Origin of the sequence: Sphingomonas mesophila (genome assembly GCF_003499275.1) — a bacterium.
Classification (GTDB): domain Bacteria; phylum Pseudomonadota; class Alphaproteobacteria; order Sphingomonadales; family Sphingomonadaceae; genus Sphingomicrobium; species Sphingomicrobium mesophilum.
The window spans coordinates 2,214,006-2,239,879 of sequence record NZ_QWDF01000001.1 but is presented as its reverse complement, the minus strand read 5'-3'; the positions used below and the strand labels follow the sequence as shown (position 1 = coordinate 2,239,879).

Genomic DNA, 25,874 nt, shown 5'->3' with positions numbered 1-25,874 from the left:
CGAAAACAGCGAACGAAGCAGACTGATTAGAGGTGCCTGCCAATCCTACCCCGGATTGCTCGACGTTCCAGCTGCTCACGACCTAGCCGATCGCTTGGAGGAAAGTGGCTTCGGGACAAGGGACCACGAGACGCTTGCGTCCAAGGTTTTCATGGGTCGGAATCGTTTCCGTGTTGGCGGAGCGCTTTGGCAACTATTCGAAGAAGAACTGCCTATTAGAACCTTCACCGTTCGGCCGCGTAACTGGCTCTACAGCGTTGCCGAGTTCGCGGACGTCGATCCGAGAGATCTAATCAACCGCTTCAGAAGCACACTGAATAGGGCTGGCGGCGGCAAGGCCGAAGGATTTCTAATTGGAGCAATACACGGGGAATTTGACGAAGGCTCCGCGCTCTTTGACTTACACGTCCACGGGGCCGCGGACCGCGAGATGCTGGGTGTTGTAGATCGCCTCCGCCACCTGCCCAATTACCGCTGCCGCCGAGATGAAGGCAACGAGCGCCCGCGAGTTGTGATCAGAAGGAAAGCACTCAGCAACCTTCCCTATCCACTCACCTACATCTTCCAATCGTCGTGGCCAAAGCGCTGGCGAGGTGAGGTCGAAGGCGCCAATCGGCGGGGGACGGTGCGGCACAGAATTCCGGAGCCTTACCACACGATTCAGCTGCTCTGGTTGGACCAGTGGTCTCTCAACGACATCAGCCTGCTGATGGGAGCCTACGTAGGCAAGGACGGCCTAATTCTCAGCGATTCAAAATCGTACAGCAATAGGAGGTCGAGATGAGCCGTTCACGCCTCCCCGCACCATTTCGAGGCGAAGGATCTGCCAATTGTCAGGGTTCAGACTTGGAACAAAGCGTACCTGTGCTCCCGCTCCTTCCTGATGCCTTCGGGAACCGTCGCTTTCCGCTGAGTTGGGAAGGGCCGGTGGGGAGAATGGGGACTTCTCAGCACCCCGCGACTCCCCAGTCTCCCGACACAAAGGCAACAGCAGGTACACCCGAAGGAAACAAATCATGAGCAAGCCACCATCGAAGGTCGTCCCGCCCAAGAACGTTGATCTCAAGGGAATTCGGACGTCAGAGGGCAAGAGATGGTTCCATGTCCGCTACGACGGTGAGCGAGCTTGGGTACCGGAAGCGGAGTTCGCCGGTGCTGGCCATAAAGCCATGGAAAGGCTGGCTGCCCGCGAAATCGTGTTCATCGGATCGGGCGCCTGGTCTTTATTCATGCGCAAGGTGGCAGCATTCAAGCGGTTCAGAAAACGAGCGGTGATCACCGAACCCGGATGGGCCGGCAGCTCGTTCGCGCTGCAGAACGGCCAAGTCTTCTCACCGAGCGGAACGCAAGCGGCAATACGGCTCTTTGACGCCGATATCGACAAGTGCGAGCAAGCCGGAGACATAGAAGGCTGGTTGGATGAGGTCGCGCGTCCGTTAGTCGGGCAGAATCTCGCGATTTTTCTTCTAATGCTTGCCTTCGTTGCGCCGCTTCTCAAAATCGTGCGTAGGAGCGGGAACTTTGGCGTCGAAATCGTTTCCACTGCAGGGAAAGGGAAAACATTCCTCCTGCAGCTAATCGCCTCCGTGATCGGCGGCGCTGTTGACGGAGAATTTGGCAAATACTGGATTAGATTCCACACCACTGTGAACGGCGTCGAGGATATCGTTGAAGCTCATCGTGACCTTCCACTTCTCCTGGACGACGCCACCTCCTTCGCAGCCGACAGTGGTCGCGCTAGCAAGGGACAAAGTCTTTTCGCAGCAATATTCGGAATGGCTCAATCCCAGGGCAAATTCAGGAAAGGGTCCAATCGGCCTAAATCATTCCGGACGGTCTATGTGGTTACGTCAAACCGGACGCTCGCAAACGTCATCGCCGATATCGCTCGAGAGGACGCAGCAGCGGCGGCTGATCGACTGCTCACACTCGACTTAGGTGTTCGAGAGAATCGCAATTTCGACCATATCCCCAGCACCTTTGCAGATGGAACCGAATTCTCGCGCTTCCTAACTGCTGGCATGGATCGCCAGCATGGCACCGCTATGCCACATTTTCTACAGAAACTGGTCGATCACAAACATCGAAATGAAGCGCAGCTTCGTGACGGCATTCAACGCCGCATTGACGGCTTCTTAAGCGAACTTCGACTTGATCGAAATGACGGCTCGGCGATGAGGGTGGCTGAAGTGTTTGGACTGTCATCGGCGGCGGGACAGTTGGCCCAACATTATGGAGCTCTACCCAGAGAGTTCGACTGCGAGGCCGCCGCGCTGGCCTGCTATCGCTTGTTCCAGGCTTCAACGAAGCGCATGAGCTATGCTGAAAGGCTGCTTGAGCTAGCTGCTGATCCCGGAGTGATCGACCTGGATCTACGCGCTGGTGGGCTTGCGGCAGCTGACGAGTTTCACTCTGCTTCAGGGTTTTTCCGGACGAGACGCCGTGGTCGACGAGAATTTCTCGTAAATCCATCCACCCTTCAGCGTCTGATTCCTGACGCAGATCGGTTGCTAAAAGATAGCGAGGTTGCTCAAATGCTTCGTAGGGACGGACCCCATCTCACGAAGAAACGCAGTATGGTGGAGGGAGAAAAGCCAGTTCGCGTTCACTGTTTTCGCCTGCCTAACTCTGCGCTCTGATGGAGTCCCCTCGACGCCAGAAATGATGATGCCCGCGTTTCCATAGCGGGTCCCCACTTCTCCCAGCCACCGCGCTAGTTCGAATGAAAGAACTTAATATGTCCAACTTTCCGCTGCGAATTGATGAGGACGTCATGGCGACCGTCAAGCGCGCTGCGGCTCGCGAGGAGGAGTCAATGAACATGATGATCGAGATCCTCCTACGGGAGGCATTACATGCCCGCAACATGCGGATTGTGGGCCCGCGAAATCGTAAGTGACGCTCGCGAGGTTTGCCCAAGCCTCAGGACGCTTGCCACTCCTATCTGGCTGGGATCTAAGGCGGCGCTATTACCTGGTACGACGCCCAGCGTGCGGCACCTTAGCAGTATCGCATTTGCCTTGTGATAGTCGACCGGAGGTAGTTGGGCCAGCTGATGTCTCCGAAGCCCACATAGGCACTGTACGCCTGGAGCGCAGTATCGACAGCCTCGACGGCGCTTCTCTCGAGCTCCACAACAGCGACTGTCAAAACATCTTCAGGCAAGAGCGGGGTCCGGGCTGGACGGATGTTTGCCCGCAAAAGCTCTCCCACCGGATTGTCTGAGTGTGCATCGGAAGCGTACTTGCTGAACGCAATGAAGCGACCATCATTCTGGTTCACGATCGACCATAAACGGACCTCCAGGAAATCGGGTTCGGGTAACCAACGGGTGTCAAAGAACAGTGCTAACTCGTCGCGAGTCTCGTCCTCCCGACCGATGTGGTAATGGCCATAGGCGTGATCGAGGCGCTCGTCCGCATCCCACGGCTCGATGTCATCGGGTTCAAGAGAGACGTTCATTCCAGCAGATCCCCGCTTCGCGTTCTGAACTTAGCTCAGGCCATTGCTGACGCAACGTTGACGTGCTTTTTGGCACTAAGGATTCCGCGTTCGAAGACCGAGTGTTGTAGTGAGAAAGCCATGAGTGCTAGTGTCAGCTTACTCTGCCCAATTTGAACGTGAACACCTTGCCGCGCCGAGGATCGACGAAGAGCGATAGGTCTGCGTCCGGGAAATAGTAGATTACGCTGTTGACCGCGTTGGGGCTCTCGTACCGTTCAAAGTTCCCGAGCTTCGCTCGGAGATCACCATCGCTCCAACGACGACCGTAGTCCATTTCTCCCATGACCCAGCGCTGAAGCGCCGCTGTGTTCCTTGCGTGCGAGGCTGTCTCGCCTGAACCCCCAAGTTTAATCACTTGATTGGCGTTCAAATCAGGCACTTCCCGTGCCGCAGGATTTTTGTCCGCACCCCAGCGTTTATGATAGCTCACCTCAGCAAGGTAGTTGCCTGCCGGCAGCATCTTACCGTTTTGCGTCGCATCGAGCACAAAGACTGTGGTTGGCTGGCTCAGGGTAATCCTCTCTTGGGCGCCGATCCAAGTCTCGTCGTCCCGCAGGCCCGCGAGCGTTACGTCCGCCATTACTTCAACCGGCAGAGGTGCATTTGTCGTGATATTAAACTCTACTTTGTCGGCACCAACTGGGCTCGCGGCTAACTGTAAAGCGTAGGGCTCATTCGGTTTTGCTGCCTGTCGAGGCGTTTCTCGTCGGATAGCCACCTCTGAAGAACTGTTCTCGTTTGCATTCGGAACGCCACATGCAGTCAGCGTGGCGAAAGCAATCGCGCTCAGCAATGTCCTTATCCGCATGCGCTTCTCCTGTTCGCGCCACGACCAGTCATTCGATCTGCGGTGGTCTAGCCGACCAGCCCAATCCGATATCCGCGATCCTACAGAATGAGAACCCAAGCCTTAATATCCGCTGCCCACCTATTCCCGCTCCGCCGACGAGCAGTAACGCCCTGAAGTCCACAGCTGTTTTGACATACGCCTCTTTCTGCTTTCCACCAAAGCAGATTAGCGAACGTGGAACTCATCATAAAAAGCGTGAAATGCCATGAGTCCGATCGGCTTGGACCGTGAGCAAGACGCGATGGGGGCTTTGAAGACAATCACCAAAATCAGTCACTCAGGACAAAAGTGCGAAAATGTCCTGAGTTAAGCTGACTTTCCCCTTCCGCGGCCTTGGAGGATGGCGCTTCGCTGGCTAGGCTCCTCCGGGGAGGCGTGGCCGCGTGTTTGAGCAGACATTTCGCAACATCGATGACGTGCTTTGGAAGGAAGCGGGCTGCACGACCGAACTCGACTATGTAGAGCAGACGAGCTGGCTTCTCTTCCTTAAGTATCTCGATGACCTCGAAGGAAGCCGCGCGATCGAAGCCGAGCTGGCGGGCCGCGCGTATACGCCTATCCTCGATGCGGCGCATCGCTGGGTCCGCTGGGCAGCGCCCAGGAATGCCGAAGGTAAGCTTGACCACAACCGCGTGCTGACCGGTCCCGACCTGATCGACTACGTCAATCGCGAGCTCTTCCCGTATCTGCAGGCCTTCCAAGGAAGGAGCGAGCCGAATACGATCGAATACAAGATCGGCGAGATTTTTGCCGAGCTGAAGAACAAGTTCACCAGCGGCTATTCGCTGCGCGACGCGCTCGACCTGGTGGACCAGCTCCGCTTCGGCAGCCAGGCCGAGAAGCACGAGCTATCGGAGCTGTACGAAGCGAAAATCCGCAAGATGGGCAACGCCGGGCGCAACGGCGGCGAATATTACACGCCGCGCCCGCTGATCCGGGCGATGATCCAGGTGGTGAAGCCGACGCTGAACGACCGCATCTATGACGGCGCCTGCGGCTCCGCGGGCTTCCTGTGCGAAGCGTTCGATTACCTGAAGCCGCAGGCCAAGACGACGCGCGACATGGAATGGCTGCAGACGCAGGCCTTCACCGGCAAGGAGAAGAAGTCGCTCGCTTACGTGATCGGCACGATGAACATGATCCTGCACGGGATCGACGCGCCGAACATCATTCACGCCAACACGCTCAATGAGAACGTCCTCGACATCCAGGAGAAGGACCGGTTCGACGTGGTGCTCGCCAACCCGCCGTTCGGCGGCAAGGAGCGGCCCGAAATCCAGCAGAACTTCCCGATAAAGACCGCCGAGACGGCCTACCTGTTCCTGCAGCACTTCATCCGCTCGTTGCGCGCGGGCGGCAGCGGCGCGGTGGTGATCAAAAACACCTTCCTCTCCAACACCGACAACGCCAGCATCGCACTGCGCAAGGAGCTGCTCGAAAGCTGCAACCTGCACACCGTGCTCGACATGCCGCAAGGCACCTTCCAGGGCGCGGGCGTGAAGACTGTGGTGCTGTTCTTCGAGAAGGGCGAGCCGACGCGGAGCATCTGGTATTACCGGCTCGATCCCGGCCGGACGCTGGGCAAGACCAACCCGCTGAACGATGCCGACATGGCGGATTTCGTGGCCAAGCAGGCGAGTTTTGCTGAGGGGTTGAATAGCTGGCGCGTGTCGGCGGACAGCCTGGATCCGGCGACCTTCGACCTCACGGTGCGCAATCCCAATGCGCCCGACGCCGAAGCGTTGCGCAGCCCGGAGGAAATCCTCGAAGAGATTGCACGTCTGGATACGGAGAGCGCTGAGGCGCTTGCACGAGTGAAGGAATTGCTTTGAGCAGGTGGCCCACTAGACGGCTCGGCGATGTCCTCGTGCTAGAATACGGAAAGCCATTGCCGCCCAACCTTCGAGCGTCCGACGGCACCGTGCCAGTCTATGGAGCGAACGGAATCAAGGATTGGACCAACTCTGCATTCCGCGAGGAGCCGACAATTATCGTAGGGCGCAAGGGTTCGGCCGGTGAAATTCAGCTAAGTTCTGGACCGTTCTGGCCCCTGGACGTCACCTATTTCGTGGACTTCGATCGAGGCCGGCATCATCTGAAATTCCTGTACTACCTACTCGACTGGATCGATCTCCGAAAACTCGCGAAAGGTATTAAGCCCGGCGTCAATCGGAACGAGGCTTACGATATCCCTGTTCCAGTCCCACCTCTCGAAGAGCAGCGATGGATTGTGAGGCTGCTGGACGCGGCCTTCACCGCCATCGCCACCGCAACCGCCAACGCCGAAAAGAACCTCGCCAACGCGCGAGAACTACCTTCAGCAGCGCTCACTCAGTTCGATCTTGCTGGAGCCAACGCTGAACTTCACCGCCTCGGCGATCTCGTGACGCGGCTGACGAACGGTTATGTTGGACCCACTCGCAACATCTATGTGGACGAGGGCATCCCGTATCTGCTCGCACGCCATGTGCGAGACGATGTACTCACGTTCGACGGCCGGACTCACATCTCACCTGAATTTAACGCCGCTAACAAGAAGTCCATTTTGGCCAGTGGCGACGTGCTGCTCGTCCAGAGCGGCCACATCGGGCATTCAGCTGTTGTTCCGCCCGAGCACGCCGGCCACAATTGTCACGCGATGATTGTAATCACAACGAAGCCAGGGCTACTCGGGGAATATCTCTCGGCATACTTCAACTCAATACAAGGCCGCGACGCGACGACCCGCATTCGGTCCGGCTCAACAGTGCCGCACCTGACATGCAGGGAGGTGCGAGAACTGATGATCCCCGTGCCAAGTCTCGAGGCACAAGGCGCGCTGCTCGAGAAATACAACGCTGTTCAGTTCAGCTCTAAAGCTTTGGCCGACGTGTATTTGCGCAAGCTTGCTAGCCTGAGCGAGCTCAAGCAATCCCTTCTTCACCGTGCCTTTTCTGGCGAGCTGACGGAGCGAGAACCCCTCGCCGCATGAACGAAGCTGAGACCCGCGCCGAGCTGATCGATCCCGCGCTCCATGCCGCCGGCTGGGGCGTGGTGACGGACAGCCGGACGCGGCGCGAGGTGATCGCGCCGGGCCGGATCATGGGCGGCGGGAGGCGGGCAAGCGCCAAGGCGGCCGACTACGTGCTGGTCTATCGCAACACCAAGCTGGCGGCGGTCGAGGCCAAGGCCGGGGGCAAGAGCTACACCGAGGGGGTGGCGCAGGCGAAGGACTATGCCGCCTGCCTGCAGACGCGCTTCGCCTTCGCGACCAACGGCAAGAAGATCTACCGCATCGATATGCACGCCGGCACGGAAGGGCTCGTCGATCGATGGCCGACACCGGACGAGCTATGGGCAGCGATCTATGCCGAGCCCAACCGCTGGCGCGACCGCTTCGCCGCCGTGCCGCTACAGACAGACATGCGGTTCGAGCCGCGATACTATCAGTACAACGCGATTCAGCGGACGCTCGACGCCATCGCCGACGGTCGCGACCGCATCCTGCTGACGCTAGCCACCGGCACCGGCAAGACGGTGATCGCCTTTCACATCGCTTGGAAGCTGTTTGAGGCCCGCTGGAACATCGGCGACTGGAAAGCCGCCGGCGAGCCGACGCGCCGCCCGCGCATCCTGTTCCTCGCCGACCGCAACATCCTGGCCGACCAGGCCTACAACAGCTTCGACGCCTTCGGCGACAACGCCCGTGCCCGCATGAGGCCCGGCGAGATTCGCAAGAAAGGAAAGGTCCCGAAGAACGCGAGCGTCTTCTTCACCATCTTCCAGACCTTCATGTCGGGCACGCACGAAAACGGCGAACCGGCACCCTACTTCGGCGATTACCCGCCCGACTTCTTCGACTGCATCATCATCGACGAATGCCATCGCGGCGGCGCGAACGACGAAAGCGAATGGCGCGCCATCCTCGAATATTTCGCGCCCGCCGTGCAGATCGGCCTGACGGCGACGCCGAAGCGCAAGACCAATGCCGACACCTACGCTTATTTCGGCGAGCCGGTTTACACCTATTCGCTGAAGCAGGGGATCAACGACGGGTATCTTACGCCATTCAAGGTTCGGCAGATCGCGTCGACGATCGACGATTATGTCTGGACACCGGACGACCAGATCGTGGCGGGCGAGGTCGAGGAAGGCAAGCGCTACACCGAGAGCGACTTCAACAGGACGATCGAAATCCCGGAGCGCGAAGCTTATCGCGTCAACGTCTTCATGGACATGATCGACCAGCGCGAGAAGACTTTGGTCTTTTGCGCATCACAGGAGCACGCAGGGGTGATCCGCGACCTGATCAACCAGGCGAAAACCAGTACCAATCCAAATTACTGCGTGCGCGTGACCGCGAACGATGGCGCCATTGGCGAGCAGTGGCTGCGCCAGTTCCAGGACAACGACAAAACGATTCCGACGATCCTGACGACGAGCCACAAGCTTTCGACCGGCGTCGATGCCCGCAACGTCCGCAACATCGTGCTGCTACGCCCGATCAAATCGATGATCGAGTTCAAGCAGATTATCGGCAGGGGCACGCGGCTGTTCGACGGCAAGGACTATTTCACGGTCCTCGATTTCGTGAAGGCCTATGAGCACTTCAACGATCCTGAGTGGGACGGCGAACCGCTGGGGCCGGAACCGCCGAGAGAGCCGAGGCTGAAAAGCGAGGCGCCACCAGAACGTACTCTGATCGACCCGCTTGAAACGCCGCGCGAAAAGCTTGTCATCAAACTTGCCGATGGCAAGGAACGAACCTTCCAGCACATCAGTGGCACCACCTTCTGGGATGCGAGCGGTAGGCCGATCTCGGCACAGCAATTCGTGGAACAGCTCTTTGGCAAGCTTCCGGAGCTGTTCAAGGACGAAGAGGAGCTGCGCCGGATCTGGAGTGATCCCGACACTCGCAAAGCGTTGGTAGACGGACTGACTGAGCGCGGCTTTGGCGGGGAACAACTATCGCAAATTCGGCGCATGGTCGACGCCGATGCAAGCGATCTCTTCGACGTGTTGCGGTACATCGCCTTCTTGAGAGCGCCGCTAAAGCGTGTCGAGCGCGCGCAGGCCCGGCGTTCGGATATTCTAGCGCGGCACGATCCGAACCAAGCTGAATTCCTCGACTTCGTGCTATCGCAATACGTAGCGGCCGGTGAAGACGAGCTGGGTTCAGACAAACTGCCTGAGCTTCTTGCTCTGAAGTACGGCACCCCCGCCGACGCCCTCCGCGTGTTGGGGAACGCAGAGAAAGTGCGTCAGACCTTTCGAGGCTTTCAGCAACAGCTTTATGCAAGCGATTGAGGACGGGACTCATGACAAAACTGTACATTTGTCATGAGTGGATCACCGCTCCGTGTTTCCAACGTTAAATCCGGATCCCGGAAACCATACCCGGCTGTTGCCGATCAACGATAGACGGCGTGCCCGCCGTCTGCTTCACATATCCACCTACGGCGATATGGTGGCAGGATGCCGGCCCTCACACCCAACGGGCTCACACCCCACCACGACTTTCCGTTCGATCCGTACGAGGCGGTTCATGCGAAGGTGGCTGCAAAGTGGTCTGGGACCGCCTCGTATTACCAGTACTCTGGCGCCTGGAATGCGCTGGCCTATCGATTTCACGGTTCAATTGATGCCGGGGCCAAATTTCAGAAATCTTTAAAAGACTTCGGAGCGCACCCAGCGCCGCATCAACGCTATCAGCAGGAAGAAGCGCTGTTCAACTTTTTCAGCAATGGGTTCGCCGCATTTGAGGCCCTCTTCTACGGTCTGTTTGCGGTGGGATCGTTCATCGATACGTTCGCTTTTCCGCTCACAACTCCGAAGGAAGAGCAACGCGTCTCGCCATCGCATACCAATGAGGCGTTCAAGCGAGCGTTCCCCGGTGATCCTATTTTGGGCGTGTTCGCCAACCTTTTTAGCGACGCTGCGTATCAACGCTGGCGGGACATGAGGAATGTGCTCACACATCGTGCCGCGCCAGGCCGTCGCATGTACGTTGGGATTGGCTCTAATGACGCGCCCCCGGTCGAGTGGAAGTTAAATGGCTTGCCGTTGGACTCGGCGCTGGTACCAAAACATCAACGGGAATTATCCCACCTCATATCCGCTGTGTTATCAGCTGCAGATACGTTTGTAGCTGCGCAGGCCTAATTTCCCCATGCCAAAAAACCTCCTTAAAGTTCCCGGAAGCATTCTTCAGCGACTGGCTACTTTTGACCAGGACGATGTCGTTGCCGCCACGGTCAAACTGCTGCTGCCCGCAGATTTATGCCGATACGCGCATCTGGGCCTTTCGATGCACGACGGTAACCTTGGCATACCCGAGCCGCAGCCGCCCAACCCTTCTGCTGGCCGCTACTCTAACGCGAACCTGTTTGGGATGGAGAAGGTCCGCAAGGATCTCCCAAAGATTACGAAAACCTATGGTTTTTGGGCGCCCTCGTGGGGATCGGGCAGCTATCACTATGTTTCCCATGATCGCGAGGTGTACATTCGCGAGGTCTACCCGCCGAAGCAGGTCAACCTGTCGATCGCTTTAGTCGAGCGGCGTGGCGAAGGATTTCTGATCAAGTTTGCCATCGACCAAGTGCTCAGCCGGCGCACGCAGAATTTCGAACAGGAACTGCTGTATAATTTGAATCTTCTTCAGGAGAATGTCGGCGCAGCCGACGTGTTTGAGAGTGCCACTTCGCTCGCTGACTACGCGCTGAGCGTCAAGGTAGACTGGCAGCTGCTGCCACCCGGCACGGTTGACGAGGTGGTCGCCGCGATGCTTCGCGGCAAACGACCGGTGACGCCGCAGCAGGAGGCCGTGATGAAGGAGCGTATCGCAGTGATGCACGGGCTCAAACCGGAGGCCTACATTACCGGCACAGATGGCTTTCTGCGCTACTTTGGAGCCAAGTTTGGAGACGATTTCGTGGTGTTTGAGAACGCGCGGTACGGCAACGCGATCTACATTATGTACGAGGGATGGGAGGCACTCAGCCAAAAGAGTCGGATCGAACTGCTCGCTGGTGATCGTGACAGGTACGACCGGATCGAGCATCGGCCAGGCTGGGTCATTCAACTGCGGGGCCGAGTGCAAGCTTACCGCGAGCAAAAACGGCGGTCAGGCCGGTTGCTGTAATCATCGGCAGGCCAAAAAGGAGCGATCCTGCTGGATCTTCACTCGTGACATTTCCGTGTTTTTGTCCTGGGTCGATCTGAGTAGGGATCCTCGACTTTGGCAATTTGCGAGATGCCGAACCGACGACGCCTATTCTGACATCGCGTAAAGACGTAATTCACCGTTCGGCCTGCTAGCACGCGACTGAGGCCGAACGGTGAAAACGATATGAGCTCACGTGCAACGTTAGCCGCGGGCGCGTTCCTAAGATTACTTTGACTGATACGGTGGCGGGATCCCCTTGCCGGTTCTCGAGTCATAGTCCGGCGTCCCGACGATCCACTCATTCTCCTTTACGAACTTCACGTAAGTATGACGGGCAGTCGCATATTCCTCATCGACGTCCCCTAGCTCTGGATCCCGTTGGCTCAGGCAGATCAGGTCGAAGATGAGGCATTTTACTAGGCCGTCTCGTTCGACTTCCCCATTCAGATCGTCATACAAGGCAATTACCTTCTTCCCCCTTGCAGCGGCCCTTTTGAACGTTCCATCGGGATCCGGGGGAAGTTTGCGCTTGGCCGTGGTGCGACCGGTTTTCTTGGCTGTCATTTCTATGCTCCTTTATTCGCCATCAGCCTTTTTGACGGCGCCGAGCATTTACAAGTTCGATTCCATGCGGAGTTCGGGCCAAAATCCGGCTCCACCGCCATCTCCCCATTCAAACGGTCCTGGATCAGCTTGTTGAGTTCAGCAGTTCGCGGAGACTTAACCGGCGAGAAAGCAAAAGCTGGCAAACTCTCGCAATGGACGGCCAGCGAACAGGTAAGCCGCGTCACTTTCGCAGCTTTAACGGCGGCAGACCGCCAATTGCCAAGCGTCAGCGACACACCGGATTCGGTCGTCAGCTTCTGATCGCTTCTGCGCTCGCCGCGATCGCCGCATGGAATGCGGCTCCACAGCTGACGTCGGCGTGGACTGTCGTCTCAACACCGCCCGATGCGGTCGCGGCTGTTGAACGAAGCGCTTATTACCCCAATTGCGCTGCAGCCCGAGCGGCTGGAGTTACCCCCAATTCACCGCGGTGAGCCAGGGTACCGGGACAAGCTCGATGGCGACAGCGATGGCATCGCTTGTGAGCCATACTGAGGCTACTAGAGCACTCTCCAAGCATCGTCCGGGAGCATCCCGACAACGAGAAGGGGGCCGGACTTGCTTATTAGGGATTAAGTCGCCTCGGCTCTCGCAAACTACTCAAACACGCACTGATTGGCTGGATTTCTATCCCAAAAAGCTACTCTGAACCCAGAAAAGCTTTTTTTACCAGCGCTCCTCGAGTGAAGGGACCTTGGTTAGCAATTCACGAGACTTGAACCGCGCAATCGCTAAATCGTGCGCCTGCTGCAGATTTAACCACATTTCGGCACTTGTACCCGTCAGTTTGGCAATCCTTAGCGCCACGCCCGGTGTTATCGCCTGCTTCCCTGCCATGATTTCATGCAGGGTTTGACGCGAGAGGCCGAGCATTCGCGCGATCGCTGCAGTTGATCGGTGGAACGGTGCTAGCCGCCTCCTCAGCACTGTGCCTGGATGGTCCGGTAGTATTGGCAATTCGTCTTCAGACATGCGTATCCGATCCAATTTTCTCAATTTGAGCGATCAGAGCGTCAAGCGTTGGCTGACTGCCCGTCAGCCGTGGGCTGACGCCCTCCGATGACCCTCCGCCGAGCATCGCGGTCCTGGCCCTCCAGTGTGAATTACCAGCGCGCGAGACGTTGGGGGGCTGCCAGCTGCTAGCCCTTTAATTTGTTTCGGATATGGAACAAGTTTGACACCAGTCATGGGTGCTGCTATGATGGAGTGGGCAAAGTCAGCTTTTGGCTGACACTGCCACCCACCCAAAAACGAGAGATATGCAATGCGACGGCTCCCCGCCAAAGTGCTGGGGCCAGCTGACGTGCGCCTATTGCTGAAGCACGTCACCGGCCAGCGCTATCCTGAACGAAATCGAGTTATGGTTTTGCTGAGCTTCAAAGCCGGAATGAGAGCCTGCGAAATCGCCGGTCTTAGTTGGCCCATGATCCTCGGCAGCGACCACAGTTTATCGTCTCAAGTGGTCGTTGGTAATGATATTGCGAAAGGGGGATCGGGAAGAGCGATCCCCATGCACGCGGATCTAAAACGCGCGTTGAAAGCGCTGCATCGACTCGAGCGTCGACCCCGTAGTGGAAACGTCATCAGGTCGGAGCGCGGCGCGCGCCTTAGCGCTGGCAGCGTCGTCAATTGGTTTGCTCAAGCTTACCGTGAGCTCGGGATGATCGGCTGCTCGTCTCACTCTGGACGACGAACTTTCATAACCGACTCCGCGCGGCTCCTTGCCCAAACCGGCGGGTCCCTTCGGGACATCCAGGAACTCGCGGGGCACCGGTCGCTGACGACCACTGAGCGGTACATCCAAGGCAATAGAGACGCCCAGCGAAAGCTGATCCGCCTCCTCTAAACTGCCCGTAATCCACAAACACAAGGAGAATAGCGATGGGGGTCCACTCAGACCCTGGCGCGCAGGAAACGCACGCCTATGAAACGAGAGTGCGCGAACTCAACGATGCATTCCGCAGCACCCTGTTGGGTGGCCGAGTTATGCTTACAAGCGGCGTCGCTGCGCTTGGCGCCGACGGCATTGCTGGCATCATGCAAGCCGTCCGAACCTTCAGCAACTTTACTTCCGACAATGACCCCCATGGTGAACATGATTTTGGGACATGTTCGTGGGGTCTGCACCGCGTCCTGTGGAAGATCGACTATTATGATGTCGGGCTAGAATACGGGTCGCCCGATCCAACTGACCCGGCCCTGACCACGCGTGTCCTGACCATCATGCTGGCTTCGGAATACTAGCCGTGCGGCCCAGGTACATGCTTGCTGGCGTCAGTGAGCTCGAACCGCTTCAACAGGGTGAGCTATCCAGGATGTGCGGGCTCTACTCGGTGCTAAATGCTATCCAACTCGCCATCTACCCGCAGCGCCTGACGAAGGCCGAACTGCAGCAATTATACACACACGCGGTCCGATACTTGTCCCGCCGCCGACAACTGCAGCGCGTGCTTGGTATTGGGATGGGCTATAACGTGTGGACAGCGCTCCGCGACGAGCTCATCACGCATTTCAACATGATGCATGGCGTGCAGCTCGAGCCCTCGCAAACGCTGCTGCGATCGGCAGCGAAAGACCGCAAACGAGCAATCCAGCAAATCAAGAAGGCGGTGCGTCGCGGGCGCCCAGTGCTGGCAATGTTTGGCGGTACGCTGGATCATTATTCGGTTTTCTGCGGCTTCACTGAGCAGCGGCTTATGCTGTTCGACAGCAGCCGCTTGAGCTGGGTCAAAGCTGACAATGTGGGGTTGGGTGAGCACAGTCGCCGAAGCCATTGGCTGTTGGCCGACTGCACGTTCACGCTGACTGAAAACTGGTGATTGGCTAGTGCCCAAGCGCGTCGACTTTAGCCAACCAGCAACTCAGTGGACAAGTGGGATTACATAATCAGTGGCGGAGCACCAGTTTCATGGTGAGCGGAAAGCCGATTTCTCGCACGAGCAATTTGGCCATCCAAATCAACGCTGATTTTTCCGCAAGGTGGTCACGGCTTCCCAAATTGCGGGGAATCCCTGCAGATCAACGGACGAGTCATGGCTGCCGTTGTAGGGCCAGTCGTAATATCTCAGCCGGACGATTTTTCCCCGCTTCAACTGCTCCAAAATGGCATTTGCTCGCTGCCCATGAAATAAGGAATCCTCATCGATGGAAAATGCAGAATTTCTGTCGACCCTGATCAACTCTTCACTTCCTGGATACCCCGATTCCCCGTGGCTGACCGACACAGCAGGACCAGTCCATTGGTCACCCCAAAGAACCATCAAATAAGGGCGGGCTTTAGAGTAAATTCCGGTACGCCCAGTTAGGATGCAGGTGCGCGCGTCGTCCATGGCGTCAACTCGGCAATTCAACTCCCAGACTGTGCTCGTCGATGCGATTTCAAAAGCCGCTGATCGGTCCCTGTACAGTCTATAACTCACACCCTTCCATGTGCCTTCGCAGCGCTCTTGCCCGGCACACGTCTGCATGATTTGGCCAAACGAGATGGGCTGCGCCGCTGCCCCGCTTGATTGGATAAGGACGGCAGACAGGATAGCCCCCAATGTCATCGGAAAATTCCTTAATTCAGTAGTTTTGCCGCTGAGTGTCGACCCTGCTCTACAAGCTGCGCTCTATTCCGCGAGCGAATACGTCGATCGAGCTACGTGTCAGGTATGCTTAATGCTGGCTTGGTTCTCAAGGGGGTGCGGATTGGCAGAGATGACTTTAGCGCCGTCGGGGCGGGAAAGGCCGATTCTGCCATGGGCAGGATTCCGATTCAGGACATAACGATTTGGCAATTAAGGCCAGTCAGGTCCGCGTGGTCGCTTCACTCATTACGAACTTTTCCCAAGCTGGCATCAGCGTGTTGCGGCGCTGATCGAAAAACGTGGTTCGGCGATAGGCGCTTTCCGTTCGGTTCGGGTTAGTATGGGCTAGCGCAGCTTCAGCCCACGTGTCCGCGAAACCGCCTTCGGCCGCCCAATCTCGGAACGTCGAACGAAAGCCGTGAACGGTATATTTCGCGCCTCCGTGAGCACGGAGCATCTTAGCGAGTGTTCCATCGCTCATTGGTCCATTCAGGCCGGGAAAAATCAATTCGTCCGAATCTCCGCCAATGAGTCTCTTCGTGTGTTCAAGGATGGCCATCGCTGCTGGAACTAATGGCACGATATGTTGCTTGTCCGTTTTGGCATTCTCCCGAGGTATTTTCCACTCTGCGACTTCCGGATCGATATCCCTCCAGCGCGCTTTGCGGATCTCGCCTGATCGAGCAGCCGTGAGGATCAGGAACTGCAGTGCCGCGCGTCCTATCGCAAAATCTGCCGCCTGAAGCTGGGCCCAAAACGCTGGCAATTCCTTATAGGGCATAGATGCAAAGTTGGTGCCACCAGGCTGCTTCATTCCCCCGAGAAGCTGGTTGAGCGCTCGCATTGGCGCTTCTGCATCTCGCCACCCTTTCCCGTGCGCATAATCGAGAACCGCTCCAATCCGCTGGCGCACCCGCCGAGCCGTCTCGCCCTTTGTGAGCCAAATCGGCGTAAGAACCTTTTGGATCGTTCGTGCTTCAATCTTGTCGACGGGTAATGCCCCAATGATTGGGAACGCGTAGGTTTTTAGGGTGGTGATCCACTGATCACCGTGTTTGCCGTTCCTCCAGCCTTTCGAAATCTGCTTGTGAAACTCGCGAGTCGCTTCCTCAAACGACGGAGTAGAGTCATCTTCTACGCGCCAATGGACAGAAGGGTTGATGCCGGCTCTTACCAGCTCTCGGCCGATCCTCGCCTTCTCCCGAGCCTGCGCGAGAGTCAGGGATTTCCGTTTGAAAACGGGGATATCTACGCCAACTGGCTCGAGAACAGCCGAGCCGAGGCCATAGTCATGTCGCCTCCCTCCTTGCTGCACACGTAGCACCCAGGATTTCGATCCGCTGGGTTGGACCAGTAGATAAAGGCCGCCTCCGTCGGAATGACGTCCAGCTTTCGCTGCTGCGATTCTCCTAACCGATAACGGCATCTTCCAAGCCACCTCTTCCCACAGTCGTCAGCGAACTTCGGCGAACGCTAGCGATCTGCAATGAAGCAGCTATACAACAAAAATGGCTCTTTTGCGAGGTTTTCTGCGGGCAACCCCGAACGGTCGCGAACTCTAAATTGGCGGAGACGGAGGGATTCGAACCCTCGGTACGGGAATCCCCCGTACGGCGGTTTAGCAAACCGCTGGTTTCAGCCACTCACCCACGTCTCCGGCTTGCGGCAGCGGGCGGGCTGTAGCGAAGGCCGGTGGCGCGTTCAACCGGCCAATCGCCAGCCGAGCGTCTGGCCGGCGTGGAACGGGACGAGCCCCGCGACATCCTCCGGCACCGCAAGTGCGGCGCGGTCCAGGGTGATCGTGTCGCGGTTGCGCGGCAGGCCGTAGAAGTCGGCACCGTGATCGCTGGCAAACCCCTCGAACCGGTCGAGCGCACCTTCTTCGTCGAACACCGTCGCATAGCTCTCGAGCGCGAAGGGGGCGTTGAAGATGCCGGCGCAGCCGCAGGCGCTTTCCTTGGCCGAGCGAGGATGCGGCGCGCTGTCGGTGCCGAGGAAGAATTTGGCGCTTCCGCCGACCGCCGCCCGCCGCACCGCCAGCCGGTGCTCCTCGCGCTTCGCGACCGGCAGGCAGTACGCATGGGGACGAAGGCCGCCGGCGAAAAGGGCGTTGCGGTTGAGATGCAGGTGGTGGGGAGTGATCGTCGCGGCGAGGTTGGCCGGGCCGTCGGTGACGAAATCCACCGCCTGGCGAGTGGTGACGTGCTCGAACACCACCTTGAGCTCCGGAAAGTCGGCGAGCAGCGGCGCCAGGATGCGCTCGATGAACACCGCCTCGCGGTCGAAGATGTCGACCGCGGCATCGGTCACTTCGCCGTGGACGCAGAGTACCATGCCGATCCGTTGCATCCGCTCGAGGCAGGGTCGGATGCGAGTGATGTCGGTCACCCCGCTGGCGCTGTTGGTGGTTGCGCCGGCGGGGTAGAGTTTGGCCGCGACCCATACTTCCTCGGAGTGACCGCGCTCGAGCTCATCGGGGTCGGTGGCGTCGGTGAGGTAGGCCGTCATTAGCGGCTGAAAGGAGTCAGCAGTGGTTTCCAAGATGCGGGTGCGATATTGTTGCGCAGCCGTAACGGTCGTCACCGGCGGATCGAGGTTGGGCATGACGATGGCGCGGGCGAACTGGCGCGCGGTGAAAGGCGCGACGGCCGCCAGCATCGCCCCGTCACGCAGGTGGACGTGCCAGTCGTCGGGGCGGCGGATGGTGATTGTGCTGACCATGTCCGCCTCCTAGCTAAAGCGCATGCCCGCCACCATCCTCGCCGATCGCGCCGTCATCCGCCTGTCCGGCCGCGAAACACGCACGTTTTTGCAGGGTTTGGTGACGAATGATGTCGAACATGGGCTCCCGGTGTGGGCCGCGCTGCTGACTCCGCAGGGCAAGTGCCTGTTCGATTTCCTGGTGTGGGAAGACGGCGACGACCTCCTGTTGGATTGCGAAGCAAGCGCCACCGAGCCCTTGGTCAAGCGGTTGGCGATGTACCGGCTAAGGCGGCCGATCGTGATCGAGCGCGACGAGACGCTGGCGGTGTGGTGGTCAGCGGATGGCGAGGAGGGGGTGAGCGATCCGCGCCTGCCGGCTTTGGGTAGAAGGTGGGTCGCGCCACCAGGGCTCCGGACTTCGCCGGAGCACAATGATTGGGTCGCGCATCGGCTTCGGCTGGGGGTGTGCGAGGGGGCGGCGGAAGTCGGCGACCTGCTGTGGCTGGAGTGCAATGCGGCCGAGCTCAACGGGGTGAGCTTCGCAAAGGGCTGCTTCATCGGCCAGGAGAATACGGCGCGGATGAACTGGCGGTCGAAGGTCAACCGTCGGCTGGTGGTGGTGGAAGGCGACGGCGGCGAGCGCACCCGCGTCGCTTATCCCGAGCTTGGGCTGGCGGTGGTCCATGCGCGGGTCGACGATGTCCCGGACGACGCCATCATCCCCGACTGGCTGGGACCCGCCCTCGCGATAGCCGCCGAACCGCCGCCATAAGCGCTCTCATTGCCGAGGGGGCATTAGCGATTCCTAGAGGAATGCGGGCGCAATACAGCAGCCATGGTCCGGCCCGAGGCTCAGTCGCTTGCATGGCGTGCGTTCGCCGTCGTGGTCGGACTGCTTGGGGCCGCCCATGCGGGCAGCATGCTCTCCGGAGCCGGCTTCGACCTGGCAACGATCCGGGTGCTTTATTGGTCGCTGGCGCCCGTAGGCCTTGCCGGGTACGCCTTCGGCTTCCGCTGGCTGCCGCCTTCGTTCTGGCGCGCCTACGCGCTGCTGTTCACGATCGAGATCACCATTCGTCTCGCTGCGGTCGCCTGGAAACCGCTTGCTCCCCTGTTCGGACTATCTGGTGAAAGTCGGCATTCCACGGCAACCGTTTTGATCGCCCTGACGCTCGTCGCAGTCACGTGCGTGGCGTTGCTGCGCCATGGGGGTTGGCTAAAAACTCCGGTCAGACCTGTCATGCCGGGAAAGCCGGCATGGAAGGTCGCCATCGCTGCCTTCCTTAAGCGTTGCCGGAACGCCGAGCCGCGCGTCTCATCGTATTCGCTGTTCGTGTGCGGATTCGCTGCGCTGGCCGGGGCCGCAGCCGTCCTGGTTGTCATGCGCCTTTGGTTGAGCAACTGGGCATTCGGGCTCGCGTCAATCGGCTTTCCGTTCGCCTTGCTCGCCTTCGCACTCGGCGGCCGCTGGCTTGCTGAGAATCTCCGCTCGAAGGGCAAGGCAACAATCCTTCGCGGAGCGGCAATTGGAGCGCTTGTCGGAACATTGGTGTCATGGCTCGTGATTTTTTTCATTTTGGCGATGGTTGCGGGACCGCTTGCTACCTCCCGCGAGGGCCTGGCCGCACTGTTTGGGATCGGGCTGTTCGTCACCCCGATCGGCGTCGTTTATGGGACGGCGACCGGAGCGGCGCTTATTTTGTTAGGCCGAAGAATGCCCCTGCCCGAAAGCTGATATCGGCTGCCGACAAAGCGCCAACCCGCAGACATCTTACCGTCTCGCCCGCACCCAGTCGGTCACGACAAAGCCGCGTTCGGCGAGGCAGCCGGTCATGGCGGTCTTGATCGCCCGCTCTTTCCTGGCGCGCTTGGCCTTGGCCATTCCGACGGCGCCGCCGATCACCGCGAACGGCAGCAGGACGATCGTCGCCGAGGCCACCGCAAGCCCGCCATAGCCGGCGACCGCCGCTGCCGTGGCGCCGCCCGCGACCGCCGCCGCGCCGCCGGCCGCGGCCCCTGCCCCGGCCGAGGCAAGCCGGCCGCTGGCGTCGACCTTGCCGGCGACGAGGAGCTGGCTGCACTCGCCGTAGGCGCGGTCGAACGCAGCCTGGTCGAAAGCGGCGGCACCGGCCGGCGGCGGCGCCAGCATCGGGGTGAATTCGCGCGGCCGCGACGAGCAGCCGGCGAGCAGCAATGCGGCTGCGGCGAGTGCGGCGATGGAGCGATGACGCATGACTGGTCCCCCCGGACGGATGGCATGCACGCTACGCCAGTTGCGCCCGCGCTCCAAATCGTCGGCTAGGCGAGGCGAGCGAAGGCGCGGACCGGGAAGGTGCCCATGCCGCGGACCTTGGGCGGCACGGCGGAGAAGGCAAAACCGGAGTCGGGCAGCGCGGCGAGGTTGGCGAGGTGCTCGCCGATCGGGATGTTCGCGCCGAGCAAGATGGTGTGGACCGGCCGGGCGCGGGTCGCCGTGTCGTCGATGTTGTAGCTGTCGATGCCGGCGAACGCCGCGCCATTGGCGACCAGCCATTCGGCGGCCGCGGCAGTGAGATACGGATGGCCGGCGAAATAAGCGTCGGTGCGCCAGTGCCGATCCCAGCCGGTGGCGACCAGTACCGCCTTGCCGCGCACGTCGCGGCCGTCGAAGGCGGCGACGTCGACCGCCAGCCCGCGCTCGTAGGGACAGCGAATGACCAGACCGTCGAGGTGGGCAAGCGATTCGAGCGGCAGGTCGGCGAGGTCGGCGCCGTCGGCGTAGCGGTGGAACGGCGCGTCGACATAAGTGCCGGTGTTGGCGACCACGTCGATGCGGCCGATGTGGAACGAGGAGCCGTCGTCGTAATTAGCGGCCGACTGCTCGCGGGTCCAAAAGTCGCAGATGTGCGGCGCCGGCAGGCCGCGATAGGTCGTCATGCCATGCTCGACGGCATGGCTCAGGTCGATGAACGCCGCCGCCCGATTTGCCATAATGCCGCGATCCCGATGCCGACCCAGATGATGTTGAGGACAGCCGAGGGCCAAGCGCCGTTCCAGCCCGAATTGGCGATGAAGCCGGCCGCTCCGACGACGTTCATCAGCTGGTAGGACGGGCTCCTGGCGTCGACCTTGCCGGCGGTCAGCAGCGCGTAGGCGCCGAGGATCAGGATCGCGCCGATCCAGCCGACCACTTCCATCAGGATGTCGAGGGTCATTGGCTGGCACCGTCATTGTGCTGGACCGGCAGCCCGTCGGTGAGCTCGGCCGGGAACAGGCGGGCGTTGACGCCCATCCGGTCGGGCTTGGGCATGTCGGGGTAAGGCCAGTCGTCGAGCAGGGTCCAGTGGGTGAGAATGCCGCACGTCGCGCAGCGCCACATGGTCATGCACGGGTCGGTCAGGTCGCTTCGGACGTAGCCATCGAGCGCGCCGGTCACCGTCACCTCGCCGGCGCGATAATAGACGCCCTGGAAGCCGCTCATCCGGCAGACCGAGCAATTGCACTGTAGGATCTCGTCCGGCGCGCGCGGCACCGTCAGCCGGACAGCGCCGCAATGGCACGCGACCTCAATCACGCGGCGAGGTTTCGAAGGACGTAGTGGAGGATCCCGCCCGAGCGGAAATATTCGAGCTCGTTGTAGGTATCGATCCGGCAGCGCGCGGTGATGGTCAGTTTCTCGCCATTGACGCGGGTGACGTGGAGCGCGACGTCCTGGCGCGGCTCGAGCGCGGCGATTCCGGCGATGTCGAACGTCTCGCTGCCGTCGAGACCGTAGGTCGCGGCGCTTTCCCCGTCGGCGAATTGCAGCGGAAGGACGCCCATGCCGACGAGGTTGGAGCGGTGGATGCGCTCGAAGCTTTCGGCGATGACCATGCGCACGCCGAGCAGGACGGTGCCCTTGGCCGCCCAGTCGCGCGACGAGCCGGTGCCATATTCCTTGCCGGCGATGACGATCAGCGGCGTGCCTTGCTGCTGCCAGGCCATCGCCGCGTCGTAGATCGGCAGGACCTCGCCGGTGGGGCCGCGGGTCATTCCGCCCTCGATGCCGCCGTCGACCCCGGCCAGCATGCGGTTGCGGATGCGGATGTTGGCGAAGGTGCCGCGCATCATGATCTCGTGATTGCCGCGCCGCGCGCCGTAGCTGTTGAAGTCGGCGCGGGCGACCTGGTGCTGGGTGAGATAGGCCCCGGCCGGGCTGTCGAGCTTGATCGCCCCGGCCGGCGAGATGTGGTCGGTGGTGATCGAATCGCCGAATACCGCCAGCGCCCGGGCGCCGGTGACATCCGTCAGCGGGCGCGGGGTCATGGTCATGCCCTCGAAATAGGGCGGGTTGGCGATATAAGTGGAGCCGGCCGGCCAGGCATAGGTGTCGCCGCCGGTGACCTCGATCGCGCGCCAGCGATCGTCGCCGCGATAGACGTCGGCGTAGCGCTCGCGGAACATCGAGCTGTGGACGTGGGCGTCGATCAGGCTGCGCACCTCGTCGTTCGACGGCCACAAATCCTTGAGATAGATGTCGGTACCGTCGCGCGACTGGCCGATCGGGCATTTGGTGATGTCCGACTTGACCGTGCCGAACAAGGCATAGGCGACGACCAAAGGCGGCGAGGCGAGATAATTGGCGCGGCAATCGGGCGACACGCGGCCTTCGAAATTGCGGTTCCCGGAGAGGACCGAGGCGACCACCAAATCGTTGTCGGCGATCGCCTTGGAGAGCGGCGGCGCGAGCGGGCCACTGTTGCCGATGCAGGTGGTGCAGCCGTAGCCGACGAGGTTGAAGCCGATCGAATCGAGATCGGCGCTGAGGCCGGAGGCGTCGAGATATTCGGTGACCACCTGGCTGCCCGGGGCGAGGCTGGTCTTGACCCACGGCTTGCGCTCGAGCCCGAACTCGCGCGCCTTGCGGGCGACCAGGCCGGCGGCGACCAGTACGCTGGGGTTGGAGGTGTTGGTGCAGGAGGTGATGGCGGCGATCATCACGTCGCCATTGCCGATCTCATAGTCAGCATCGTCGACCGCCGCGCGCGGATCGGCGCCGGTCTTCTTGTAGGTGCCTTCGAGCTCGGCGTTGAACAGCTCGTCGACTTCGCTCAAACGGACCCGGTCCTGCGGGCGCTTGGGGCCGGCAAGCGAGGGCTCGACCGAGGCCATGTCGAGCTCGAGCGTGTCGGTGAACAGCGGATCGGGCGAGCCGCTGTCGCGCCACATGCCCTGCGCCCTGGCGTAGGCGCGGACGAGCTCGATGCGCGCCTCGTCGCGGCCGGTGAGCTTGAGATAATCGATGGTCCGCTCGTCGATCGGGAAGAAGCCGCAGGTCGCGCCATATTCGGGCGCCATGTTGGCGATGGTCGCGCGGTCGGCGAGGCTGAGGTGGTCAAGGCCGGGGCCGTAGAATTCGACGAAACGGCCGACCACGCCCTTGGCGCGCAGCATCTGGGTGACGGTGAGGACGAGGTCGGTGGCGGTAATGCCTTCCTTCAATGACCCGTCGAGGCGGAAGCCGACCACTTCGGGGATCAGCATCGAGACCGGCTGGCCGAGCATCGCCGCCTCGGCCTCGATCCCGCCGACGCCCCAGCCGAGCACGCCAAGGCCGTTGACCATCGTGGTGTGGCTGTCGGTGCCGACGAGGGTGTCGGGGTAGGCGACCTCCGCGCCGTCCTGGTCCGGCGAGGTCCACACCGTCTGGGCGATATGTTCGAGATTGACCTGGTGGCAGATGCCGGTGCCGGGCGGCACGACCTTGAAATTATCGAACGCGGTCGCGCCCCATTTGAGGAATTCGTAGCGCTCGGCATTGCGCTGATATTCGAGCGCGACGTTCTGCTCGAACGAACGCGGCGTGCCGAACTCGTCGACCATCACGCTGTGATCGATGACGAGGTGGACCGGGACGAGCGGATTGATCCGCTGCGGATCGCCGCCGAGGCTCTTCATCGCGTCGCGCATGGCGGCGAGATCGACCACCGCGGGGACCCCGGTGAAGTCCTGCATCAGCACGCGCGCCGGACGGTACTGGATTTCGCGGTTGATTCGGCGTTCCTTCAGCCAGTCGGCCATCGCCTGGAGATCGTCGAGGGTGACGGTGACGCCGTCCTCGAAGCGCAGCAGGTTCTCGAGCAGGACCTTCATCGAGAACGGCAGGCGCGACAGGTCGCCGAGGCGGGCGCCGGCTTTCTCGAGCGAGTAATAGGCGTAGGTGCGGCCCCCGGCCTCCAGGGTCGAGCGCGTGGAAAGGCTGTCCTGGCCGGTCGGGATCATCGAAAGTCCTCTGTCTGTAGTATCGCGCTGACCCGCGCGAAAGTTGCGCGCGCCCTAGCAAGGAAGGCGGAAGAGGGCAAAGGCGCACGGGCCGGCGCGGAGTAAATCCGCGCCGTCAGTCCTGTCCGCTGAAGCGGCAGGCTGGCCGGCCTGCGCCGTCTCTGCGCGCTGTTCCGGCGGCGCCTGCGGCGCCGGCGTCACTGCGCTCGGCGGCTCAGGCTATAACCAGCCGCTTTTGCGCGCGATGAGGTAGGGGACGACCGCGCTGACGAGGATCAGGCCGAGCGCCATCGGGTAGCCGTAGATCCAGCCGAGCTCCGGCATGCGCTCGAAGTTCATGCCGTAGACGCCGGCGATGAGGGTCGGCGGCATGAAGATGACGGCGAACACCGAGAACACCTTCATCACCGCATTCTGCTCGAGGCTGATGAGGCCGAGGCTGGCGTCGAGCAGGAAGGTGAGATTGTCGTTGAGGAACGCGCTGTGATCGACCAGCGCCTTGAGATCCGCGTTGAAGCTGTCGACCCGAGCACGGTAATTGCCGCGCTCGATCGGACCGCAATTGGCGAAGAACACCATCATCCGGCTGATCGACACGGTCGACTGGCGGATCTCGGCGAGCAGGCGCTGGACCTGGCCGATGCGCAGCAGGATCGCCTCGAGCCGCCGCTCGGTGTGGGTCTCCTTGTCGCGGCGCTTCAGATTGCGCTCGAACACGCGGGAGGAGAGTTTCTCGACCTCGGCGCCGGCATGTTCGTATTGGTCGGCGAGCTCGTCGACGATGGTGTCGAACAATTGGACCAGGACGTTGAGCGGGTTCCTGGCCGTCTCGGGCTCGCCGTAGAGATGCTCGGCGAGCAGCAGGAACGGGTCGGGGTCGATGTAGCGGACGGTGACGAGCAATTTGTCGGACAGGATGAAGCCGATCGGGTCGGCGGTCGGGTGGCCCTCCTCGATGCCGTCGATCACCGCGGCGGTGAGGAACAGCACGCCGCCCTGCTCGTAGAGGCGGCTCGACGGCTCGATTTGCTCGAGGTCCTCGCGGGTCGGGATATTCTGGCCGAGCGCGGCCTCGGCGAGCTTCTCCTCGGCCTCGGTCGGGTTGAGGAGGTCGAGCCAGATCGTGCCCTCGGGCACGGCGGCGAGGTCCGCCGCGGCAATCGGGGCGATCGGGCAACCGGGTCCGAACAAGCGCAACATGGCGCGGGTGATCACTCGTGGCGCGGCGATTGGCAAGCCCGCGCGCGCTGCCTAAGCC

General features: G+C 60.7%; 27 protein-coding genes and 1 tRNA gene. 14 read left to right on the top strand and 14 right to left on the bottom strand.

Translation table 11 applies throughout. The features are described 5' to 3' along the window. Positions 1 to 94 precede the first annotated feature (94 nt). The 3 genes from D0Z60_RS11785 to D0Z60_RS11230 all read left to right on the top strand — a co-directional run bounded on the left by D0Z60_RS11785 (position 95) and on the right by D0Z60_RS11230 (position 2,899). A complete protein-coding gene (locus D0Z60_RS11785; protein WP_162888220.1) occupies positions 95 to 784 on the top strand; it encodes a hypothetical protein in 690 nt (229 codons plus the stop codon). Positions 785 to 1,016: 232 nt separating this feature from the next. Beyond that, positions 1,017 to 2,639 carry a DUF927 domain-containing protein gene (locus D0Z60_RS11235; protein ID WP_118858318.1) on the top strand — a complete coding sequence of 541 codons (1,623 nt, stop codon included), beginning with the start codon at positions 1,017 to 1,019 and terminating at the stop codon, positions 2,637 to 2,639. A gap of 98 nt (positions 2,640 to 2,737) precedes the next feature. Next, on the top strand, positions 2,738 to 2,899 hold the full coding sequence (locus tag D0Z60_RS11230) for a ribbon-helix-helix protein, CopG family (protein WP_118858317.1): 162 nt from the start codon (positions 2,738 to 2,740) through the stop codon (positions 2,897 to 2,899). 101 nt (positions 2,900 to 3,000) lie between these two features. Here D0Z60_RS11230 and D0Z60_RS11225 read toward each other — a convergent pair whose 3' ends face one another. Both D0Z60_RS11225 and D0Z60_RS11220 read right to left on the bottom strand, forming a co-directional pair. Continuing rightward, positions 3,001 to 3,462 (bottom strand): hypothetical protein, encoded by a 462-nt coding sequence (locus tag D0Z60_RS11225; RefSeq protein WP_118858316.1) that lies wholly within the window; start codon positions 3,460 to 3,462, stop codon positions 3,001 to 3,003. A gap of 133 nt (positions 3,463 to 3,595) precedes the next feature. Continuing rightward, positions 3,596 to 4,297: a hypothetical protein gene (locus D0Z60_RS11220; RefSeq protein ID WP_162888219.1), complete on the bottom strand. Its 702-nt coding sequence runs from the start codon at positions 4,295 to 4,297 to the stop codon at positions 3,596 to 3,598. 440 nt (positions 4,298 to 4,737) lie between these two features. On the opposite strand from D0Z60_RS11220, the gene D0Z60_RS11215 reads away from it, so the two are divergent. The 5 genes from D0Z60_RS11215 (at position 4,738) to D0Z60_RS11200 (ending at position 11,474) form a co-directional block, all read left to right on the top strand. Then, positions 4,738 to 6,186 carry a class I SAM-dependent DNA methyltransferase gene (locus tag D0Z60_RS11215; protein ID WP_118858314.1) on the top strand — a complete coding sequence of 483 codons (1,449 nt, stop codon included), beginning with the start codon at positions 4,738 to 4,740 and terminating at the stop codon, positions 6,184 to 6,186. Continuing rightward, positions 6,183 to 7,325 carry a restriction endonuclease subunit S gene (locus D0Z60_RS11210; protein WP_118858313.1) on the top strand — a complete coding sequence of 381 codons (1,143 nt, stop codon included), beginning with the start codon at positions 6,183 to 6,185 and terminating at the stop codon, positions 7,323 to 7,325. The genes D0Z60_RS11215 and D0Z60_RS11210 overlap by 4 nt, the downstream gene beginning before the upstream one ends. Further along, positions 7,322 to 9,640 (top strand): EcoAI/FtnUII family type I restriction enzme subunit R, encoded by a 2,319-nt coding sequence (gene hsdR / locus D0Z60_RS11205; protein ID WP_118858312.1) that lies wholly within the window; start codon positions 7,322 to 7,324, stop codon positions 9,638 to 9,640. The genes D0Z60_RS11210 and hsdR overlap by 4 nt, the downstream gene beginning before the upstream one ends. A 168-nt stretch (positions 9,641 to 9,808) precedes the next feature. Then, complete coding sequence (locus D0Z60_RS11780) at positions 9,809 to 10,495, top strand: hypothetical protein (protein WP_162888218.1); 687 nt, start codon at positions 9,809 to 9,811, stop codon at positions 10,493 to 10,495. A 7-nt stretch (positions 10,496 to 10,502) separates the two neighbouring features. Further along, the gene (locus D0Z60_RS11200) at positions 10,503 to 11,474 is read left to right on the top strand and encodes a hypothetical protein (RefSeq protein ID WP_162888217.1); all 972 of its coding nucleotides are present in this window, start codon (positions 10,503 to 10,505) and stop codon (positions 11,472 to 11,474) included. 249 nt (positions 11,475 to 11,723) lie between these two features. On the opposite strand, the gene D0Z60_RS11195 is transcribed toward D0Z60_RS11200, so the two are convergent. Then, positions 11,724 to 12,062 carry a hypothetical protein gene (locus D0Z60_RS11195; RefSeq protein WP_162888216.1) on the bottom strand — a complete coding sequence of 113 codons (339 nt, stop codon included), beginning with the start codon at positions 12,060 to 12,062 and terminating at the stop codon, positions 11,724 to 11,726. A gap of 387 nt (positions 12,063 to 12,449) precedes the next feature. Between D0Z60_RS11195 and D0Z60_RS11980 the strand changes: the two genes are divergently transcribed. Next, a complete protein-coding gene (locus D0Z60_RS11980) occupies positions 12,450 to 12,599 on the top strand; it encodes an excalibur calcium-binding domain-containing protein (protein WP_240325632.1) in 150 nt (49 codons plus the stop codon). 171 nt (positions 12,600 to 12,770) lie between these two features. Here D0Z60_RS11980 and D0Z60_RS11185 read toward each other — a convergent pair whose 3' ends face one another. Then, a complete protein-coding gene (locus D0Z60_RS11185; protein ID WP_118858309.1) occupies positions 12,771 to 13,076 on the bottom strand; it encodes a HigA family addiction module antitoxin in 306 nt (101 codons plus the stop codon). Between the two features lie 292 nt (positions 13,077 to 13,368). On the opposite strand from D0Z60_RS11185, the gene D0Z60_RS11180 reads away from it, so the two are divergent. The 3 genes from D0Z60_RS11180 to D0Z60_RS11170 all read left to right on the top strand — a co-directional run bounded on the left by D0Z60_RS11180 (position 13,369) and on the right by D0Z60_RS11170 (position 14,923). After that, positions 13,369 to 13,950, top strand: a complete 582-nt coding sequence (locus D0Z60_RS11180) for a tyrosine-type recombinase/integrase (RefSeq protein ID WP_118858308.1) — start codon at positions 13,369 to 13,371, stop codon at positions 13,948 to 13,950. A gap of 89 nt (positions 13,951 to 14,039) precedes the next feature. Next, positions 14,040 to 14,348 (top strand): DUF3768 domain-containing protein, encoded by a 309-nt coding sequence (locus D0Z60_RS11175; protein WP_240325631.1) that lies wholly within the window; start codon positions 14,040 to 14,042, stop codon positions 14,346 to 14,348. Positions 14,349 to 14,365: 17 nt separating this feature from the next. Further along, positions 14,366 to 14,923 carry a hypothetical protein gene (locus D0Z60_RS11170; RefSeq protein WP_118858306.1) on the top strand — a complete coding sequence of 186 codons (558 nt, stop codon included), beginning with the start codon at positions 14,366 to 14,368 and terminating at the stop codon, positions 14,921 to 14,923. A 138-nt stretch (positions 14,924 to 15,061) separates the two neighbouring features. Here the strand turns inward: D0Z60_RS11170 and D0Z60_RS11775 are convergent, their stop codons facing one another. The 4 genes from D0Z60_RS11775 to pyrC all read right to left on the bottom strand — a co-directional run bounded on the left by D0Z60_RS11775 (position 15,062) and on the right by pyrC (position 18,394). Further along, positions 15,062 to 15,433: a hypothetical protein gene (locus D0Z60_RS11775; protein WP_162888215.1), complete on the bottom strand. Its 372-nt coding sequence runs from the start codon at positions 15,431 to 15,433 to the stop codon at positions 15,062 to 15,064. A gap of 460 nt (positions 15,434 to 15,893) precedes the next feature. Then, positions 15,894 to 17,111, bottom strand: coding sequence for a tyrosine-type recombinase/integrase (locus D0Z60_RS11165; RefSeq protein WP_240325630.1), 1,218 nt, complete (start codon positions 17,109 to 17,111; stop codon positions 15,894 to 15,896). A 126-nt stretch (positions 17,112 to 17,237) separates the two neighbouring features. Further along, positions 17,238 to 17,330 (bottom strand) — tRNA-Ser (locus D0Z60_RS11160). A gap of 44 nt (positions 17,331 to 17,374) precedes the next feature. Further along, the gene (gene pyrC, locus D0Z60_RS11155; RefSeq protein ID WP_118858304.1) at positions 17,375 to 18,394 is read right to left on the bottom strand and encodes a dihydroorotase; all 1,020 of its coding nucleotides are present in this window, start codon (positions 18,392 to 18,394) and stop codon (positions 17,375 to 17,377) included. Between the two features lie 22 nt (positions 18,395 to 18,416). On the opposite strand from pyrC, the gene ygfZ reads away from it, so the two are divergent. After that, positions 18,417 to 19,148 carry a CAF17-like 4Fe-4S cluster assembly/insertion protein YgfZ gene (gene ygfZ / locus D0Z60_RS11150; RefSeq protein ID WP_118858303.1) on the top strand — a complete coding sequence of 244 codons (732 nt, stop codon included), beginning with the start codon at positions 18,417 to 18,419 and terminating at the stop codon, positions 19,146 to 19,148. Between the two features lie 63 nt (positions 19,149 to 19,211). Beyond that, entirely contained in the window at positions 19,212 to 20,111 is a 900-nt protein-coding gene (locus D0Z60_RS11145; RefSeq protein WP_118858302.1) for a hypothetical protein, read from the top strand. A 36-nt stretch (positions 20,112 to 20,147) separates the two neighbouring features. Here D0Z60_RS11145 and D0Z60_RS11140 read toward each other — a convergent pair whose 3' ends face one another. The 6 genes from D0Z60_RS11140 to D0Z60_RS11115 all read right to left on the bottom strand — a co-directional run bounded on the left by D0Z60_RS11140 (position 20,148) and on the right by D0Z60_RS11115 (position 25,816). Then, the gene (locus D0Z60_RS11140; protein ID WP_118858301.1) at positions 20,148 to 20,609 is read right to left on the bottom strand and encodes a hypothetical protein; all 462 of its coding nucleotides are present in this window, start codon (positions 20,607 to 20,609) and stop codon (positions 20,148 to 20,150) included. A gap of 65 nt (positions 20,610 to 20,674) precedes the next feature. Further along, entirely contained in the window at positions 20,675 to 21,346 is a 672-nt protein-coding gene (locus tag D0Z60_RS11135) for a cyclase family protein (RefSeq protein WP_118858300.1), read from the bottom strand. After that, positions 21,313 to 21,570 carry a CBU_0592 family membrane protein gene (locus tag D0Z60_RS11130; protein WP_118858299.1) on the bottom strand — a complete coding sequence of 86 codons (258 nt, stop codon included), beginning with the start codon at positions 21,568 to 21,570 and terminating at the stop codon, positions 21,313 to 21,315. The genes D0Z60_RS11135 and D0Z60_RS11130 overlap by 34 nt, the downstream gene beginning before the upstream one ends. Next, positions 21,567 to 21,929, bottom strand: coding sequence for a GFA family protein (locus D0Z60_RS11125; RefSeq protein ID WP_476712800.1), 363 nt, complete (start codon positions 21,927 to 21,929; stop codon positions 21,567 to 21,569). Before D0Z60_RS11125 ends, D0Z60_RS11130 begins: the two co-directional genes overlap by 4 nt. Then, complete coding sequence (gene acnA / locus D0Z60_RS11120) at positions 21,926 to 24,616, bottom strand: aconitate hydratase AcnA (protein ID WP_118858297.1); 2,691 nt, start codon at positions 24,614 to 24,616, stop codon at positions 21,926 to 21,928. The genes D0Z60_RS11125 and acnA overlap by 4 nt, the downstream gene beginning before the upstream one ends. Positions 24,617 to 24,835: 219 nt before the next feature. Continuing rightward, a complete protein-coding gene (locus tag D0Z60_RS11115) occupies positions 24,836 to 25,816 on the bottom strand; it encodes a magnesium transporter CorA family protein (protein WP_162888213.1) in 981 nt (326 codons plus the stop codon). Between the last annotated feature and the right edge of the window lie 58 nt (positions 25,817 to 25,874).